Origin of the sequence: Acinetobacter courvalinii (genome assembly GCF_014635545.1) — a bacterium.
Classification (GTDB): Bacteria; Pseudomonadota; Gammaproteobacteria; order Pseudomonadales; family Moraxellaceae; genus Acinetobacter; species Acinetobacter courvalinii.
This window is the reverse complement of record NZ_BMDA01000001.1, coordinates 1,579,826-1,596,004: the sequence shown is the minus strand read 5'-3', so window position 1 is coordinate 1,596,004 and position 16,179 is coordinate 1,579,826. Positions and strand designations below refer to the sequence as shown.

The window sequence follows — 16,179 nt, the reverse complement described above, 5'->3', positions numbered from 1 at the left end:
GATAGCGGATACGGAAGTCCTTACTAGAAACAATGTAATCAGGAAAATTTACATTGAGAGAAATGAGCCATTACTTAATCGAAAATAAGAATATTGCATGGTCAATGAGCTTTTGTTGGCTGGCGATGTTATTGACCGTTTTTATTCTTAATCTAATTTTAGGTTTGGTGGTTCATTTTTTTGATTATACCCAGCCCATCTGGTGGCATGCGCTCAGTCCCTATTTCATTTTATTGCTGATTTGTGTGCTGTTCTGGTCGGTCGGCGCAGAATTATATGTATTACGAGAAGGTGGGCATTCACTTGCCAAGCAATTAAAAGCCAGACGCCTGGTATTTGATGAAAGTACACCGGAAGAAAGTACGGCATTGAAAATTGTGGAGCAAGTTGCCAAAAGTTTTTCCATCGATCCTCCTGCTGTCTATGTATTACCGGATGAAGTCGGGGTAAATGCCTTAACCGCAGGCTTCAGATCACAGGATATTGTAATTATCCTGACCTGGGGGGCTTTGCAAAACCTGGATGAGCTGGAACTGTATGGCTTGCTCAGTTATGAGTTTAACCAGATTCTATCCGGTGAAGCCGTCGAAAATACCAAGCTAAAATTGTTATACAGTGGCTTAACCACATTTAGCCAATGGGGCAGTAAGCTGGCTCAAGCGGGTTATAGCCCTTATGCAACCTCTTATCGTAATAAGTTTGAAACCATTTTTGTCGCCATAGGGGGCGTGATCTGGCTGATTGGTAGTTTAGGTATTTTGATTACTCGTGCAATTAAATACCTTACCTTGAGTGGGCGAACCTTTCGTAATGATCTCAAGACCATGCGATTGATGAATAATAATGCCAATATTCAAACCTTATTGCGGATTTACGTGCATCATTCCGGTTCGCAAATTCATAGCGCCTATTCTGAATCCATTTCACATATGTGTTTTGCCAATTCATTGAGCCCGCAAAGCTGGATGAATATTCATCCCAGCATTAAAGATCGCATCTATGAATTGAACCCGACCTTATTGCAAGATTTGCAGTTGGAAAATCTCAGAAAACTGCGTAATCGTCCTTTGTTTAGCCTGTTTCGTTCGCTGGAAGAAGAAACCACCGACATTACCACGCCGTGGAGCTCACCGCAGCCTTTGCCGCTATTGCGTTTATCGCCGATTAGCTTTGCCTTGAACGATGCGATTAAGCCGCTTAACCCAGAGATACGTAAAAACAAGAAACGCCCTGAACTGATTCAGCGCGCCATGCAAACCGCAACGGGTTCGCGTGAGGTGATGGTGGCGATTTTGATGATCCGTCAATATCGCGAATTTATTCCACAGGATGCACCGGTCAGCCATGCCATCGTCGATGCCTTACTGAATCTGGATGGACGTATCCATGTGCAGATTTTCCATGATGCCTGCAAGAATATTGGGCACATGCCAGCCAGTATCGCCCGTCAATTTCTTACCAAGCTGGCCTGTATTATTCAGGAAGATGGGGAAGTGGGCTTGCTGGATGCTTTGTTGCTGGAACGCGTCAAACATGAACTGAATTTAATGCCGGCCCATTTACCTGCGGCTTTTGAAGATGTGAAATCCCAGATTGTGCATTTGATTGATGCCTTGTTGCATGTTCAGCAAATTAATAGTCCAAATCAGCTTGAGGTGCGGGAACGTATCTTGCAACTGCTGTTGACTGAAGATGAAATGCAAACTTATGCCGATATTTCGGATGAGCCACTGGATCTGGCGGAAATCCTGAATGATGTATCGGGGTTGTTATTGCGCGATCGTCTCAATATTTTGTCGATTGCAGAAAGATGTCTTTGGAACGACCGAATTATAACCCAGGATGAGTTGGATGTTTTAGAGCTTTTATATTGGCGTCTGGGTTTTGATACACACGAAGTGGTTGAGCAAATGCAAAAGAAAAATAGTCTGATGATTATTTAAGGGACATTCGCTTGCACGTGTTTTTTTGATAAAAACGTTACGTGACAAACACATAAAATGCTGCCATTTCAAGGTAAGCTTGCCATTTATTTTTATTCTTGTATTACCTGCTTTTGAGTAATTTATGGAACATATTGAAATTTTAAAAGCCTTGTTTTTAGGCTTTATTGAGGGTTTAACCGAATTCCTGCCCATTTCAAGTACCGGTCATTTGATTTTATTTGGTCATATGATCGACTTTCATTCCGATGACGGTCGGGTGTTTGAGGTGGTGATTCAGCTGGGTGCAATTCTGGCGGTGTGCTGGTTATATCGACAAAAGATTTTTGACCTGATCAAAGGGTTTTTTAGTGGCGATGCAGAAGCACGGCATTTTGCTTTTAGTGTTTTACTGGCATTTATTCCAGCGGTGGTGATCGGGGTATTTGCAGTCGATTTTATTAAGAGTGTCCTGTTTAGTCCGCTGGTGGTTGCAGTCGCTTTAATTGTAGGTGGTCTGATCATTTTCTGGGTGGAGTCGATTAAATTTGATCATAAAACTACGGATGCAACCAAGATTACCTATAAGCAAGCGTTTCTGGTGGGCTGTGCGCAATGTGTGGCCATGATTCCGGGAACTTCGCGTTCAGGTGCGACCATTGTTGGGGGAATGTTCTCAGGCTTGTCTCGTAAAGCCGCAACCGAATTTTCATTCTTCCTGGCGATGCCGACCATGTTGGGCGCAGCGGTATTTGACCTGGCACGTAATGCGGATGTATTGACGCAAGACAATATGCTGAATATTGCGGTGGGTTTTGTCGCGGCCTTTATCTCGGCACTGTTTGTGGTCAGCGCCCTGGTAAAATTTGTTGAACGCCATACCTTACGTGTATTTGCCTGGTACCGTATTGTACTCGGTATTATTTTACTGTTTGTTTTCCTATAAATAATAAAAAACTCTTCCTTTTGGTACATGCCAAAAGGAAGATTCTCAGTTAAGATTTCAATCTCTTATATCTCATCTTTCATATTTCCAGATCGGTTCGACTGCAACATGACAATAGCTAAAATGAATGCGCGTGATTTAATAATAGATTTACTGCTGGGCTTACAAGGCGGTGCAATTTCAATTAAGCAGATTATTGTGGCGGCCAGACTATTTGACATTAGTGAAAACAGCATTCGCGTCGCAGTGACCCGTTTGTCTAGTGATGGTGTGATTGAAGCAATTGAGCGCGGTATCTATCAGTTTACAGTGCAGTCGCATGAATGGGCTGATGTCATGTTAAACCGTAAACAGGGCATTAAACAGACCAAGAACTGGAATCATCAATATTTGGCAGTATTAACCGGAGCGTTGGGGCGTGTTGACCGTACCGCTTTAAATCGGCGTGAAAGAGCACTCAAGCATTTTGGTTTTAAAGAGCTGGAACAGGGGATTTATATCCGTCCGGATAATCTGGCAATTGGTTTTGATGCGCTTTTTTCCGAACTGAAGTCTTCGGGACTGGAAGAGTCTGCCAAGATCTGTCAAATCAATCATTTTGATGCGACAACTTTGGCAAATTTGCCAAAACTCTGGGCAACCCAGACCTTAAACCAGAATTATGAAAAATATGCCCAGTTGATTCAGCAGTGGTTAGCGACTGTATCGCAACTCTCCTTAGAGGATGCTGCCCGAGAGTCTTTATTGCTCGGGCGACAGACCATTTCTTTATTGATGAATGATCCTTTATTGCCAGAAGATTTTGTAGATGTGCAACTGCGCCAGCAATTCGCTGCAAGTGTACAACAGCTGGATCAGACCGGACTGGACGCATGGCGCAAATTTTATGAAAGCCATGTCGAGTAAATTCTGATTACAAATATTACATCTATTTTAATTTTAATTTATTGACAGAAATATTACTGGGTTTAGAATAAAAATATAAATTGTGTAGTTTTATAAAAATAGACAGCTCCAGACAGGGTGAACAGATGAATACACGTGTTGCAATTAGTGACTTATTCAGTAGAGAGGAAATTACTGAACTCACAGCAAAATCAGATTTGCATGGCGGTTGGGCGGTGTTCTCGACCTGGGCCGTGATTGGCGGAACTTTTGCTGCCGTAGCCAGTTCATGGCAATATTTGCCCGCTTGGGGTAAATTACTGATGTGCATAGCAGCACTGGTCATTTTGGCAGGGCGTCAGCTGGCCTTGGCGATTATCATGCATGATGCCTCACATCAAAGCCTGTTTAAAACCAAATGGCTGAATGACACATTCACTGACTGGTTGTGCGCGCGTCCGATCTGGAATGATTTACATAAATACCGTGCCCATCACATGCGCCATCACAGCAAAACCTCGACAGTAGATGATCCCGATCTATCACTGGTTGCGGGTTTTCCCACTTCTAAGAAATCATTGATGCGCAAATTTATGCGTGACTTAACCGGAGTGACCGGATTTAAGTTTGCGGTCGGTCGTGTGCTGATGGATATTGAGAAAATGGAGTGGACAGTTTCCAATGACCGTCGCTGGATTTCTCAGGAAGGCAAACACTGGACTGATTATCCTAAAGCCTTTTTAAAGAATAGTGGTGGGGCAATTGCCACCAATGCCGCGCTATTTTCAGCATTATGGGCAGCAGGCCATCCTAAACTTTATGCATTGTGGGTGGTGGCATATTTAACCCCATTTCCATTATTTCTCAGAGTCCGTTCAATGGCAGAGCATGCTGGCATGGAGACCAGTCACAGTGCCTTAACCAATACCCGGACCACCAAAGCGGGCTTTCTGGCACGCGCCTTGGTTGCTCCGATCAATGTAAACTATCATAAAGAACATCATTTGATGGCAGCGGTACCTTACTTTAAACTGCCAAAAGTGCATCAAATGCTACGTGAACGTGGACATGTGGCTGAACCGCCAAGCTATTGGCAGGTATTAAATCAGCTTTCCAGTCAGACGGATTAAATGAGCGTGACAAGCATGTCAGTTTCAATCAGGGATCAAATAACAGGAGCAAGGGAAGAACGCATGGCAGCAACAAAAGACCAAATCATGGGATTTCTGGCACAAGAATTTCCGCAAGCACTAATGAAAAGTAGCATTGAAGAAATTACACCCAGAGGAGCACAGCTGCTTTATCGTGTCGATACAGGTGATTTACGGCCTGGTCAGACGGTTTCTGGGCCGACCTTGATGCTGGTCGCGGATTACGTGCTGTACATTGCCATTTTGGGACATTTAGGTCTGGTTGCGATGGCCGTGACCACCAATATGACCATTAACTTTTTTCGTAAACCAAATGGCAATCGTGATATCCGGGCGGTGTGCAAACTCATCAAAGTTGGTAAAACCTTGGTTACGGGCGAAGTCTGGTTATATTCACTGGATGATGAAGAACCTGTGGCACATGTGATTGGCACTTATGCACTGCCACAAAAATCATCTGACTGAATATCTAGGACGGGTCAATGATTCAGCTGATCTGCAGGATCTACTCGGTTTTTATTGACTGCAAATCACTTAAAAAAATAAAACATGTCATAGGATCATGCGGCTCAATCAGGTGTGATCAATAGATAACCAATCTGATTAGGGAAGAACGGAATGATCATTAAAAACGGCTTGATGGCTTTGGCATTGCTAGGATGTGCAGTCGCTACACAGGCCAAGCAAACAGTATGTGTATTCGATCCTGTGGGTAAATCGGGCGATGCTTTTGCATTGGCAAAGGATTATGCGCTTGAAGCTAAGAAATGGGGGGCTGATATCGATTTACGTGCTTATGTCGATGAACGTGTGGCTGCAGAAGATCTGAAGGTCGGGCAATGCGATGGAGCAATTATCAGTGGCTTACGTGGCCGACAGTTCAATAAATATGTCGGTTCTCTAGATGCGATTGGTGCGCTGACCGATTTAAAAACGGCAATTTTAGCCTATCAAATTTTGTCCAAGCCACAAGCTGCAAAAAGCATGATCAATGGGCCTTATGAGATTGCCGGGCTTGGTACCATTGGGCCTGCCTATCTGTTTGTTTCTGACCGTAGCATCAATACCTTAGCCAAGGCTGCCGGAAAGAAGGTCGGGGTGTTTGCCTATGACGAGGCACAGCCGAAGCTGGTGGCTCAGGTCGGTGCCCAAGCAGTTTCGGTTGATGTGACCAATGCCGGTGCCAAATTCAATAATCACCAGATTGATATTGTGCCTGCACCGATTGTGGCCTATAAGCCTTTTGAACTTTATAAAGGTTTAGGCGATAAAGGCGGCATCGTAAAATTCCCGCTCACGCAAATCTCGGCAAATTTTATTATTCGCAAGGATAAGTTTTCGCCTGGTTTTGGACAAAAGTCACGTGAATGGGTGGCAGGTCAATTGGGCCGTACTTTTAATATTATCGCCAAATATGAAAAGGAAATCCCAGCCAGATACTGGATGAATATTTCCCCTGAAGAGCAGGTGAATTATATGAAAATGATGCGTGAGGCACGTATTTCCCTGACCAAGGCCGGGATTTATGATCCGAAAATGATGAACTTCTTGAAGAAGGTGCGTTGCAAGCAAAATCCAAATAGTTTTGAATGTGCACTGAATGATGAATAAATCATGAATTAGGCTCGGCATAACCTTCTTTATTGATTGTAATTTAGAGGGTTTTTGCTTTTTAATCAGGCCATATATTTTAAAAAACATAACAACAATGCTGTAGGCGAAACTGCCAGAACATGCTACAACTAAAGCTGTCCAAATTTATTTGTACCCACGATTTTTAACTTATATGACGATACCGCCCGACTTGATACCTTTATCGCAAATTGAGTCAAATCAAGAACATATTTTAGCGATCAAGCGTAATGATTTAGTGCCTTTGCTGAACGATCCACATCGTTTAAATCATTATGCAGATCATTTGGTACAAGCCCAGAGTGTTTTGCTCAATGGTGTTGATCCTAAACTGAATCAGCAATTGAGCGAAGTGATTAGCCAGATTATTCAGCAGCTTTCGCTTTCAAAAAAATATCTGGGTGGACGTCGTTTCAATGCATTGCAAAAATGGCTGGGGATTGATGTCGAATATGATGCGGGTCAAGTCAAATATCTCAAAGATTTAGACCGTCTGATTCATGAAGCCAATCACCTGAGTCAGCGCTTGCAGATAGAAATCCAGAAATCGCAGTCACGTCTGCAACAGGCATTGGGTTTGCGTGAGCAGATGGCAGCCTATATTCAGGCCGCGGATGAGTTTTTAAAAGAATATCCTCAATTTAGCAAGCAGCAAGTGCTGGACCATTTTGTCGAGCGCCTGTCAAAAAAAGTGAATACGCTACAAACCTTACAGAGCAGTAATGATATTGCGATGAAGCAGATGCAATTGTCCCAGCATTTGTCGTTTAGCCTGTTAGACCGTTTTAAGGAAGCGCAACAGGTGTTAATTCCTGCATGGCAATATCATTTGAAGCAAAGTCGTGAGTCCGGGTCATCGTCGACCATTGAGCAACTGGACAAGAGCCGAGAAAACCTGATTCAAAATTTGAAAAAATCATTACAGAAATAAGAGGGGAATACCATGTCAGATTCAGAACTTAGCAAAGTATCTCATGAACTTGAACTCAAAACTGAGCAACGTTTCGAGCAGCTTAACCTGAAAGAGCTGGGTTTACAGCCGCATGACCTTGCCGAGGTGATGGATGCGCATAAAGAGCTGGCAGAGATGAGTCCGACTGTTGTGGCGGAATATGGCAAAAATATTGCCAACAAGACCTCAACCTATACGGATGAATTACTGAGTCTGGTGCAGAATAAAGATCTGGATAACACCGGTCAAAAACTCAATGAAGTGGTGCAGGTCGCCCAGCAGCTGAATACGTCTAGCATTCTGAATAAATCAAAAAGCTCGGGTTTTTTGGGCGGTCTACTCAGCAAGTTTAAAAGCGCCAAGCAAAATTTTGATCAGCATTTTAATACCACCAAAGAACAGATTGATGTGCTGGTTAAGGAAATTGAAAGCTCGCAATCTGGCTTGAAGGCACGGGTTGGTACGCTCGATAAAATGTTTGATGCCGTACAGGATGAATACAAGCAGCTAGGTGTGTATATCGCAGCAGGTCAATTGAAGCAACAGGATATCCAGCAGCAGATTTCGGCTTTGACGGCTCAAGAGCAGGACCAGCAGACCACACAGCAGATTTATGATCTGAATCACTTAGCCAATAATCTGGAAAAACGGGTCAGTGATTTACAGGTGTTACAACAGTCTGCGATGCAAACATTGCCCATGATCCGCATTATCCAGTCGAATAACCTAATGCTGGTCGATAAATTCTATGCGATTAAAAACATCACGTTACCAGCTTGGAAAAACCAGATTAGTCTGGCAATTTCATTGCAGGAGCAAAAGAATAGCGTGCAGCTTGCCAAAGCCATTGATGACACCACCAATGAGTTATTACGCCGTAATGCAGAATTACTTCATCAAAACTCGGTTGATACGGCTAAAGCCAATCAGCGTTCAGTGATTGATGTGGAAACCCTTGAACATGTCCAAAACACCCTCATTAAAACAGTAAATGATGTGATTCAGATCCAGAAAGAAGGCATGCAGAAACGTGCTGAAGCCACCACACGGTTACGGGCCTTACAGGATAGTCTGAATCATCTGGTGCTGGAGAATAGCCAGCCACCTCAATCTTGATACGATTAATTTTTTGAAGGAAAGATCATTGTCATCGATAGACGATTTTAGTGTACAGCCGCTTGACCAGCGTTTAGATGTGTTAAAAAAACGTCAGCGTCATTTAATGATCTGGTTTTTTCTAAGTAGTACTCTGGTACTTGTTACCATTGCATCGCTATTTTTTCAAAAAGAATTGATCTATCGTTTCTTCGATCTTTCCATGCAGGTTCAGGTACTCGATTTGCCTTATCGTGTCCAGGAGCTTGTTCCACTTAAACAACCACTCGACTCTTTCTTTAATTTACTGTCATGGGTCGGCTGGCTGTTCCTGAAAATCCTGGTTTCATTTGTTGGGGCATTTTTTCTGGTCAGCTGGGCAAAAAAACTCAAGTTTTTTCAGCAGCGTTTTCAGGCTTGGACGCAACGCTTTCTGGCATGGATCATTGCATTTATCTTACTCTGGTCTGGTTTAAGCTACATTCAATATGACTGGAAAGATGAAACCAAACAGGCTTATCAGCAGTGGATGAGTTATCAAAATAATATTGTAGAAAGCCAGATTGCCCAGGATTTGCAGCAAGCCGAAATTTCTTCGACTGAAAAAGCGTATGTGCTGGCCCAAGTGGCCTTATTGCATCAGCCCGCCGATCGTAAGACCGCCAATGTCTATATGAATCAGCTGATTGATGCAGAAAAGAATGATCCGCTTTTATTTAAGAAATACGATTTTAAAGCTGAGCAGTTGTGGGTCATGCAACAGCAGCTTTACGGTAAAAGCATCACCGCACTTACACAACCGCTGGATTTACGGGCCCAGCAAGCCGAGCGTATTTCTCAGATTGTGAATGTGATCTTGTGCGGAATCGTTATTCTGGTTTTGGCTTTAACTGCCATTTTATACATGCTCGCCAAGCATTTAAAAAATCGTCGCAATCGGATCAGTCAAAAGCTTGAGTATTAATCTGTTTTTATGTTTAGAACGCCTGACATCGTACCGCACCGCGTTAACCTTCGTCGTTGCCGTAGTATGCTGTGCCGGTCGATTTGTTTTTGATAGATTTATTCGATTGAACTCATAAAAACATACTGTTTTACCTATTTATCATTTTTACGTAATATAGCCTTATTGAATGAATTGACCGATTTAAAAGTCTTAGGGTTTGGAGAAATACATGTTAGATCAAAATATTAAAACTCAATTAAAAGCTTATTTAGAACGTTTAGAAAGTCCGATCGAACTGGTTGCTGCTTTGGATGACTCAGACAAAGCAGAGAAAATCAAAGAACTGGTGACCGAAATCGCAGAACTTTCTGATCAGGTTACGGCGCGTTTTGACGGTTCAAACGCTCGCCGTCCTAGCTTCGGTGTCGCCAAAGCGGGAGAACAACCGCGTGTGTTCTTTGCTGGCTTGCCAATGGGCCATGAGTTTACCTCTTTGATTCTGGCATTATTGCAAGTATCGGGTTATGCGCCAAAAGTCTCTGATGAAGTCTTAGCCCAGATCAAAGGCCTCAACCTGACTGCCAACTTTGATGTGTTTGTGTCACTAAGCTGCCACAACTGTCCAGATGTGGTGCAGGCACTTAACCTGATTGCAATCAACAACCCGAACACCACCGCAACCATGATTGATGGTGCTTTCTTCCAGGATGAAGTGGAAGAGCGCAAAATCTTGGCCGTACCAATGGTGTTCCAGGACAATGAACATATCGGTCAGGGTCGTATGACTTTGGAAGAAATCGTGGCCAAATTAGATACCCATTCAGCTGAGAAAGATGCAGCGGCTATCAATGCCAAAGATGCATTTGATGTGTTGGTGATTGGTGGTGGGCCTGCCGGTGGTACTGCGGCAATCTATGCAGCGCGTAAAGGCATCAAGACCGGTATTGTGGCTGAACGCTTTGGCGGTCAGGTGATGGATACCATGGACATTGAAAACTTCACTACGGTGCAAAAAACTGTCGGTCCTAAGTTTGCTCAGGACATGGAAGCACATGTCCGTGAATACGGCGTGGATATCATGAACCTGCAACGTGTCAGCAAGATCACAGGTGCAGATCAGACCGCAAATGGTTTGGTTGAAGTTGAACTGGAAAATGGTGCCAAGCTGGAATCGAAAACCATCATTCTTTCAACTGGTGCACGCTGGAGAGAGATGAATGTGCCGGGTGAAGCCGAATACCGTACCCGTGGTGTGGCTTACTGCCCGCACTGTGATGGTCCTTTGTTCAAAGGCAAACGTGTTGCAGTGATTGGTGGCGGTAACTCGGGTGTAGAAGCAGCGATTGACCTTGCCGGTATTGTTGAACATGTCACACTGGTTGAATTCGATACCAAACTTCGTGCCGACCAGGTGTTACAAGACAAGTTAAACAGCTTGCCAAATACCACCGTGATCATGAATGCATTGAGTACCGAAGTGGTTGGTGATGGTGCTCAGGTGACGGCATTGAAATATAAAGACCGTGCTACTGATGTTGAACATACAGTTGAGTTGGCAGGGATCTTTGTACAGATCGGCTTGTTGCCAAACACCGATTTCTTAAAGAACAGTGCGGTTGAGTTGAGCAACCGTGGCGAGATCGTGATTAATGATCGTAACGAAACCAGCGTCAAGGGTGTATTTGCTGCAGGTGACTGTACGACCGTGCCGTACAAGCAAATTATCATTGCTACCGGTGAAGGTGCCAAAGCCTCACTGTCTGCCTTTGATTATATGATCCGTTCAGGTGTCTAAATAATCTGATAAAAAAGGCCCCAATGATTTGGGGCTTTTTTTATTGGGTTCAGTTTTTAGTCGGTTTATATAAGCCATGATCGACCAGATGTTCACGTAAAATACGGCGAAGTTCCAATACGGCTTCAGGTGTTTCCTGAATAGAGTGACCGCCAGTGAAAATCTTTTCCGATACCGCACCATCCAGATGGGCACTTTTATAAGGCACAATGCCATCGGTGATAACCTCTGGATCATTGCTTTTGGTGACATTTCCCATAATGGAATGGAAAACCAGCCCTTTTTCTGGCGGAATGGTAGCGGTTAATTCCATAAATTTGGATTTTTTACTCAGATCGCTTGGGCCATTCTGGATCACGTCATTGGTCAGGGTTTTAACAAACTCCTTAAGGTCCATGTCATCGCTAGTAAGTGTATCCGCCAAAGTGGTCAAGAACGTCGCAGGGAGCTTGATAATCTTTCGGGCTGCCAAGGTAAACCAGCGATCGGCGTAATCTGTACCACGATGCGGGGAGGCCAGGAAAATGGCACGATCAAAATTGGCAATCGGTTCCATTTTCAGTCGCTCGCCAATCACCGGATGTTTGCGCAAACGTGCCTGCTGGCGGCTATTCATCATGGTCAATGCCTCTTTGGAAATATCCGCATTGCTCACTAAAAGCCGGCTAATAATCCCACCCATACTATGACCGATTAAAACTGCATCCTGTGCAGCTGCATCTTTCGGGTTCAGTGAAGCAAAGGTTTGCTTTAACAGGGCATAGATTTGAAAACGGCTTTCCAGAATCGGCATATTGGTGGAGTAGAACACTTGCCAGACCTGATAATGCTCACGTAATACAGGGTCGCCCATAATATCGTTAGTCACCGCAATCCAGGCTTCAGGACTACTGGCCAGACCATGCACCAGTACAATCACTTTCTTGTTTGGATTATAAGGTTCAAGCATGTAGAGATGCGGCATGGTTAGATGCTGATCGCGGTCAATCAAAGTTAGGTAGGCAGCAGTGCCTAAGTTGTTTTCAGCTAACCATAGACCATAGGGTGCAGAGAAATTGGCTGCCAGTGAATATTCTTTTCCAGCAATACTTACTTTCTCGACACTATAGGGATCATAAACTTTGACTTCAAAGTTTGGATTATTTAAAACATCATTGATCGTTGCAGCCGCATTCTTGGGTTGAGCAATAATGGTGGCAGCCAGATAACGGGCTTTATGAATGTTCGGGTTAACACCATTGGGGTAGTCAAAGCTTAACGGATCAAGAATATATTTATTGTCTCCGTGGGCAGCATTCTCTGAGGAAGGGAATACCGCAACGAAATCCGAGCCGAAACCATCCCGACGGTTAATCGCTCTTAAGCCGGAAAAGTTCATGTTATAGCTGGAAATAAACTTTTCAAGCTGCATGTTTTGCAAGCGCTGATAAGACTGGATATCAATGGTATAGGTACTTTTACCAATTTTAATGGTCGGGGTAATGGTTTTAGCCGGATTTCTTAAGCTATGGACATTGACCAGCTTGGTCAAGGCCTGATTATAGAAATCCCGGATCTGAACTTGTCTGTTATCGAAAATACGCTCTTGCGGCTGGCGAGCAGTTTTAAATAAATAAGCATAACTATAACGGATGCTCTTATCGAGGGCTTCAAGCTCTTGATCCAGACACTGTTCATAGGTTTTCTGAATTGTTTTTTGTTCTTCTTCACCCTTATGTTTGCTGAGCTTGCTGACTTTACATTCAGACGAGTCAGACAGATTCATAGCTTTGGAAAGGTATAATTCACTGGAAGTTGATAACAGCTGCTCATCCTGAATCTGCGGAATTTTATGCAGATCTGCAATACATTCATCTGGTGTCTGCATGCAGACTTTTGCTTCTTTGCCTGACATTGACAACACATTGAGACTGGCTTCGCTCAATTTCTTCTGGGTCAGAATACTATTACGCTCGTTCGCAATCGTGACATTCAGGTCTTGCTGTTTCAGACTGACAACTTGGCAGCCACTCATTACCATCGCACTGAGTAGGCTAATCGCAAATAAACGTTGATTCGGGGTAAATGCTAGCATTATAAATCAGCAAGTTGGCTGGGAGTTGGTAGCTATAATACGAAAATCGAATGTTTTTTCAATCATCCATAAAAAAATAGACTGTACACGACAGTCTATTTTTCAATACAACACGGGCGAGTAATTAGTTCAATACTTGCCACACATTCCAGCGTTTTCCAGATTCAACTTCCTTGATCAGACGATCAGTGACTTCAGCTTCATCTGGGTAATTGATTTTGTAGTTCTTTAAGGTTTGAAGCGCATTTTTCTTTTGCTCTAACCAGAGATAATTGTTGGCAGCAGAAAGATAAGCTTCCTGAACACCACCTTTCATCGCCTTATCTAAATAAGGAATCGCTTCACGTTGACCGCCACCTTCAGACAGGCCAAAACCGAACCAGAAGTTTGTTTCAGCATCATTCGGGTTCATTGCCAGAATACGTTGCGCATAGTTCAAGGATTTGGTGGTATAAGCGGTACCCAAATCCATATTACGTGCCATTACACTTGCTTTAAAAGCACGTGTCAGAACATCAATAGACGCATTTGGTTTTTCTGCCAAAGCATCCAGTTTTTGCGTGGTTTCTTTTAACTTGGCTTCATAGCCCTTGCGTTCTTGACGGTCAGGGAAGCGAGGTGGATAGTGACGCGCTTTGCCTTCAACCAGTTGTAAGAAGTCATCAATCTCGGTCACGTCGACTTCGTTTTCACCAGCAAGAACCGCATATTTAACATTACGTTGTTTACTGTCGATGGTCGGAACGATCAGTTTATTGATATCTAATGTGGTTGTTTTTGACGGGTCATTCTGTAATGACACCACCATTTTAGTCACCGGCTGGGCTGCAGCATCTTTAAGTGCAACTTCAAAGCTTGGCGGCGCATCATATTTGATTGGATTTAAAGCATAGAACGGTGCGGTCGGTTCTGGCTCTTTGAATACAAATGGCTCAGAAGCTTTATCTTTTTTGACAGGGGCGACGCCACAAGCGGTTAAAAAAGAAGTTGAAAGTACAAGTAATGCCAAAGGCTTAAAATTCATGCTTACATCCATTAATTTTAGTTAAATGAGAAGTAGATCGTTGGTTTCACCAGTCTAGGAAAAGCAAAACCAACTTGCAATGATAAGCTTGTTACATTTCTTATATATCTGCTTATGTTGCCGAAGTTTTGTTCTGTGCTTCGCACTCACGTCTAACTTCTTCAATAATTTTCAGTTCTTCTTTACTCAATGGTTGATTTTTAGAACTTTGCGGAGCGAAACTCGGATCCAGTTCCGACAGGCGCTGACACAGCACATTCATCCGCTTTTCATTTTTTTGCATACGGTCCAGAAGGACACGAATACCTTCTAAAATAGGATCAGACTGATCCTGAGTGGTGGCATAAGGCTGGAAGCCAATACTTTCAGCATAGTCACGGCGACTGACTTCATCCTGTTCAACCTGACTTTTATCTTTGAAGATATATCGGGCAGGGTTACCAACCGCAGTCACATTTTCAGGCACTTCTTTCGTTACTACCGCATTTGAACCGACTTTGGCACCTTTATGCACGGTAAACGGTCCCAGAATTTTTGCGCCAGCACCCACCACCACACCATCTTCCAGCGTTGGATGGCGTTTGCCTTTATTCCAGGTGGTGCCGCCTAAGGTCACGCCATGATAAAGCGTGACATCATTACCAATTTCAGCGGTTTCACCAATCACCACACCCATGCCGTGATCGATAAAGAAACGTTTGCCAATTTTTGCACCCGGATGAATTTCAATACCAGTAGCAAAGCGACTAAATGAAGAAAGCAGGCGTGCCGTACCCTTATATTCTTTTTTCCACAATTCATGTGCCATACGATGCATGATCAGCGCATGGATACCTGGATAGGTGGTCAGCACTTCCAGCGTGTTTCGAGCCGCAGGATCACGCGCAAACACAGCCTCGATATCTTCTTTAAGCTGTTTAATCATTTGAACGATCCTCCGTGTTTGTTTTTTTCCATGAACCATTGGCCAGTGCCTGAACGCGACTGAAGATGCCGCGTAATAAATGATACTCCATACGATCTAATTGTATCCTGCCAAATAAACGACGCAAGCGTAATGGCAATAAACGCGGATTATTCGGGTCCAAAAACTCGATTTCAGTCAGCATTTTTTCCAGATGAGGATAGAATTCTTCCATCTGTTGCTGTGTCACCAGCGGTTCATCCCATTCCATGCTTTGCTGTTGTTTCAGTTGCATATGGTCATCTGGTGTATCTGTAACTTGAGTATTTTGTTCAAGTGCAGCCATTCTTAATTCATAACAGACCACCTGAATGGCTTGTGCGACATTCAGCACGCCATACTCAGGATTGACCGGAATGGTTAAGTGGTAATTGGCCAAGGCCAGTTCTTCGTTGGTCAGTCCACGATCTTCACGACCAAACACGATGGCAATATGTTGTGCTTTGCTAGCCGCTTGTAAGGCTTCTTTTGCCGCAGGCCGGACATCAAGCAATGGCCATGGAATAGTACGACTACGGGCACTGGTGCCGAATACAATATGACAATCCTGAATGGCCTGTTCTAAAGTCTCAACAATTTCAATTTGTGCAATCAAATCCTGTGCACCCGCTGCCAAAGCATCAATATCGGGATGCGGGTAGGTTTTCGGTGCAACCAGTACCAGCTTGGATAAGCCCATGGTTTTCATTGCACGTAATGCACTACCAATATTGGCGGGTAGGGTGGTATTGACCATGACAATACGGACATGATCCAAATGTTTGGACACGTTATTTGAGTCAAACTGGTTCAT

The 16,179-nt window shown here is 43.7% G+C and carries 14 protein-coding genes; 10 read left to right on the top strand and 4 right to left on the bottom strand.

Going from position 1 to position 16,179, the window contains the following annotated elements:
- Positions 1-53: 53 nt before the first annotated feature.
- The 10 genes from IEV39_RS07235 to ahpF all read left to right on the top strand — a co-directional run bounded on the left by IEV39_RS07235 (position 54) and on the right by ahpF (position 11,324).
- Positions 54-1,943 (top strand): M48 family metalloprotease, encoded by a 1,890-nt coding sequence (locus IEV39_RS07235; RefSeq protein ID WP_165569296.1) that lies wholly within the window; start codon positions 54-56, stop codon positions 1,941-1,943.
- A gap of 124 nt (positions 1,944-2,067) precedes the next feature.
- The gene (locus tag IEV39_RS07230) at positions 2,068-2,868 is read left to right on the top strand and encodes an undecaprenyl-diphosphate phosphatase (RefSeq protein ID WP_005229827.1); all 801 of its coding nucleotides are present in this window, start codon (positions 2,068-2,070) and stop codon (positions 2,866-2,868) included.
- A 108-nt stretch (positions 2,869-2,976) separates the two neighbouring features.
- A complete protein-coding gene (locus IEV39_RS07225) occupies positions 2,977-3,774 on the top strand; it encodes a PaaX family transcriptional regulator C-terminal domain-containing protein (RefSeq protein ID WP_005285062.1) in 798 nt (265 codons plus the stop codon).
- Positions 3,775-3,899: 125 nt separating this feature from the next.
- Positions 3,900-4,883, top strand: a complete 984-nt coding sequence (locus IEV39_RS07220) for a fatty acid desaturase family protein (protein ID WP_005229831.1) — start codon at positions 3,900-3,902, stop codon at positions 4,881-4,883.
- A gap of 63 nt (positions 4,884-4,946) precedes the next feature.
- Positions 4,947-5,369, top strand: a complete 423-nt coding sequence (locus IEV39_RS07215; protein ID WP_005285065.1) for a PaaI family thioesterase — start codon at positions 4,947-4,949, stop codon at positions 5,367-5,369.
- A 174-nt stretch (positions 5,370-5,543) separates the two neighbouring features.
- A complete protein-coding gene (locus IEV39_RS07210) occupies positions 5,544-6,515 on the top strand; it encodes a putative solute-binding protein (RefSeq protein ID WP_227554512.1) in 972 nt (323 codons plus the stop codon).
- Positions 6,516-6,690: 175 nt separating this feature from the next.
- The gene (locus IEV39_RS07205; protein ID WP_005285071.1) at positions 6,691-7,467 is read left to right on the top strand and encodes a hypothetical protein; all 777 of its coding nucleotides are present in this window, start codon (positions 6,691-6,693) and stop codon (positions 7,465-7,467) included.
- 12 nt (positions 7,468-7,479) lie between these two features.
- The gene (locus tag IEV39_RS07200; protein ID WP_005285074.1) at positions 7,480-8,604 is read left to right on the top strand and encodes a toxic anion resistance protein; all 1,125 of its coding nucleotides are present in this window, start codon (positions 7,480-7,482) and stop codon (positions 8,602-8,604) included.
- A 28-nt stretch (positions 8,605-8,632) separates the two neighbouring features.
- Positions 8,633-9,547, top strand: coding sequence for a PepSY-associated transmembrane domain-containing protein (locus tag IEV39_RS07195; protein ID WP_005285076.1), 915 nt, complete (start codon positions 8,633-8,635; stop codon positions 9,545-9,547).
- Between the two features lie 211 nt (positions 9,548-9,758).
- Positions 9,759-11,324: an alkyl hydroperoxide reductase subunit F gene (gene ahpF / locus IEV39_RS07190; RefSeq protein WP_005285079.1), complete on the top strand. Its 1,566-nt coding sequence runs from the start codon at positions 9,759-9,761 to the stop codon at positions 11,322-11,324.
- A 49-nt stretch (positions 11,325-11,373) separates the two neighbouring features.
- On the opposite strand, the gene IEV39_RS07185 is transcribed toward ahpF, so the two are convergent.
- From IEV39_RS07185 to IEV39_RS07170, 4 genes are all read right to left on the bottom strand, one after another.
- Entirely contained in the window at positions 11,374-13,398 is a 2,025-nt protein-coding gene (locus tag IEV39_RS07185) for an alpha/beta fold hydrolase (protein ID WP_005285082.1), read from the bottom strand.
- Positions 13,399-13,522: 124 nt separating this feature from the next.
- Complete coding sequence (locus tag IEV39_RS07180; RefSeq protein WP_005229843.1) at positions 13,523-14,422, bottom strand: ABUW_2363 family tetratricopeptide repeat lipoprotein; 900 nt, start codon at positions 14,420-14,422, stop codon at positions 13,523-13,525.
- Positions 14,423-14,534: 112 nt separating this feature from the next.
- A complete protein-coding gene (cysE, locus tag IEV39_RS07175; protein ID WP_005229844.1) occupies positions 14,535-15,347 on the bottom strand; it encodes a serine O-acetyltransferase in 813 nt (270 codons plus the stop codon).
- A complete protein-coding gene (locus IEV39_RS07170) occupies positions 15,340-16,179 on the bottom strand; it encodes an RNA methyltransferase (RefSeq protein ID WP_005285085.1) in 840 nt (279 codons plus the stop codon). Before IEV39_RS07170 ends, cysE begins: the two co-directional genes overlap by 8 nt.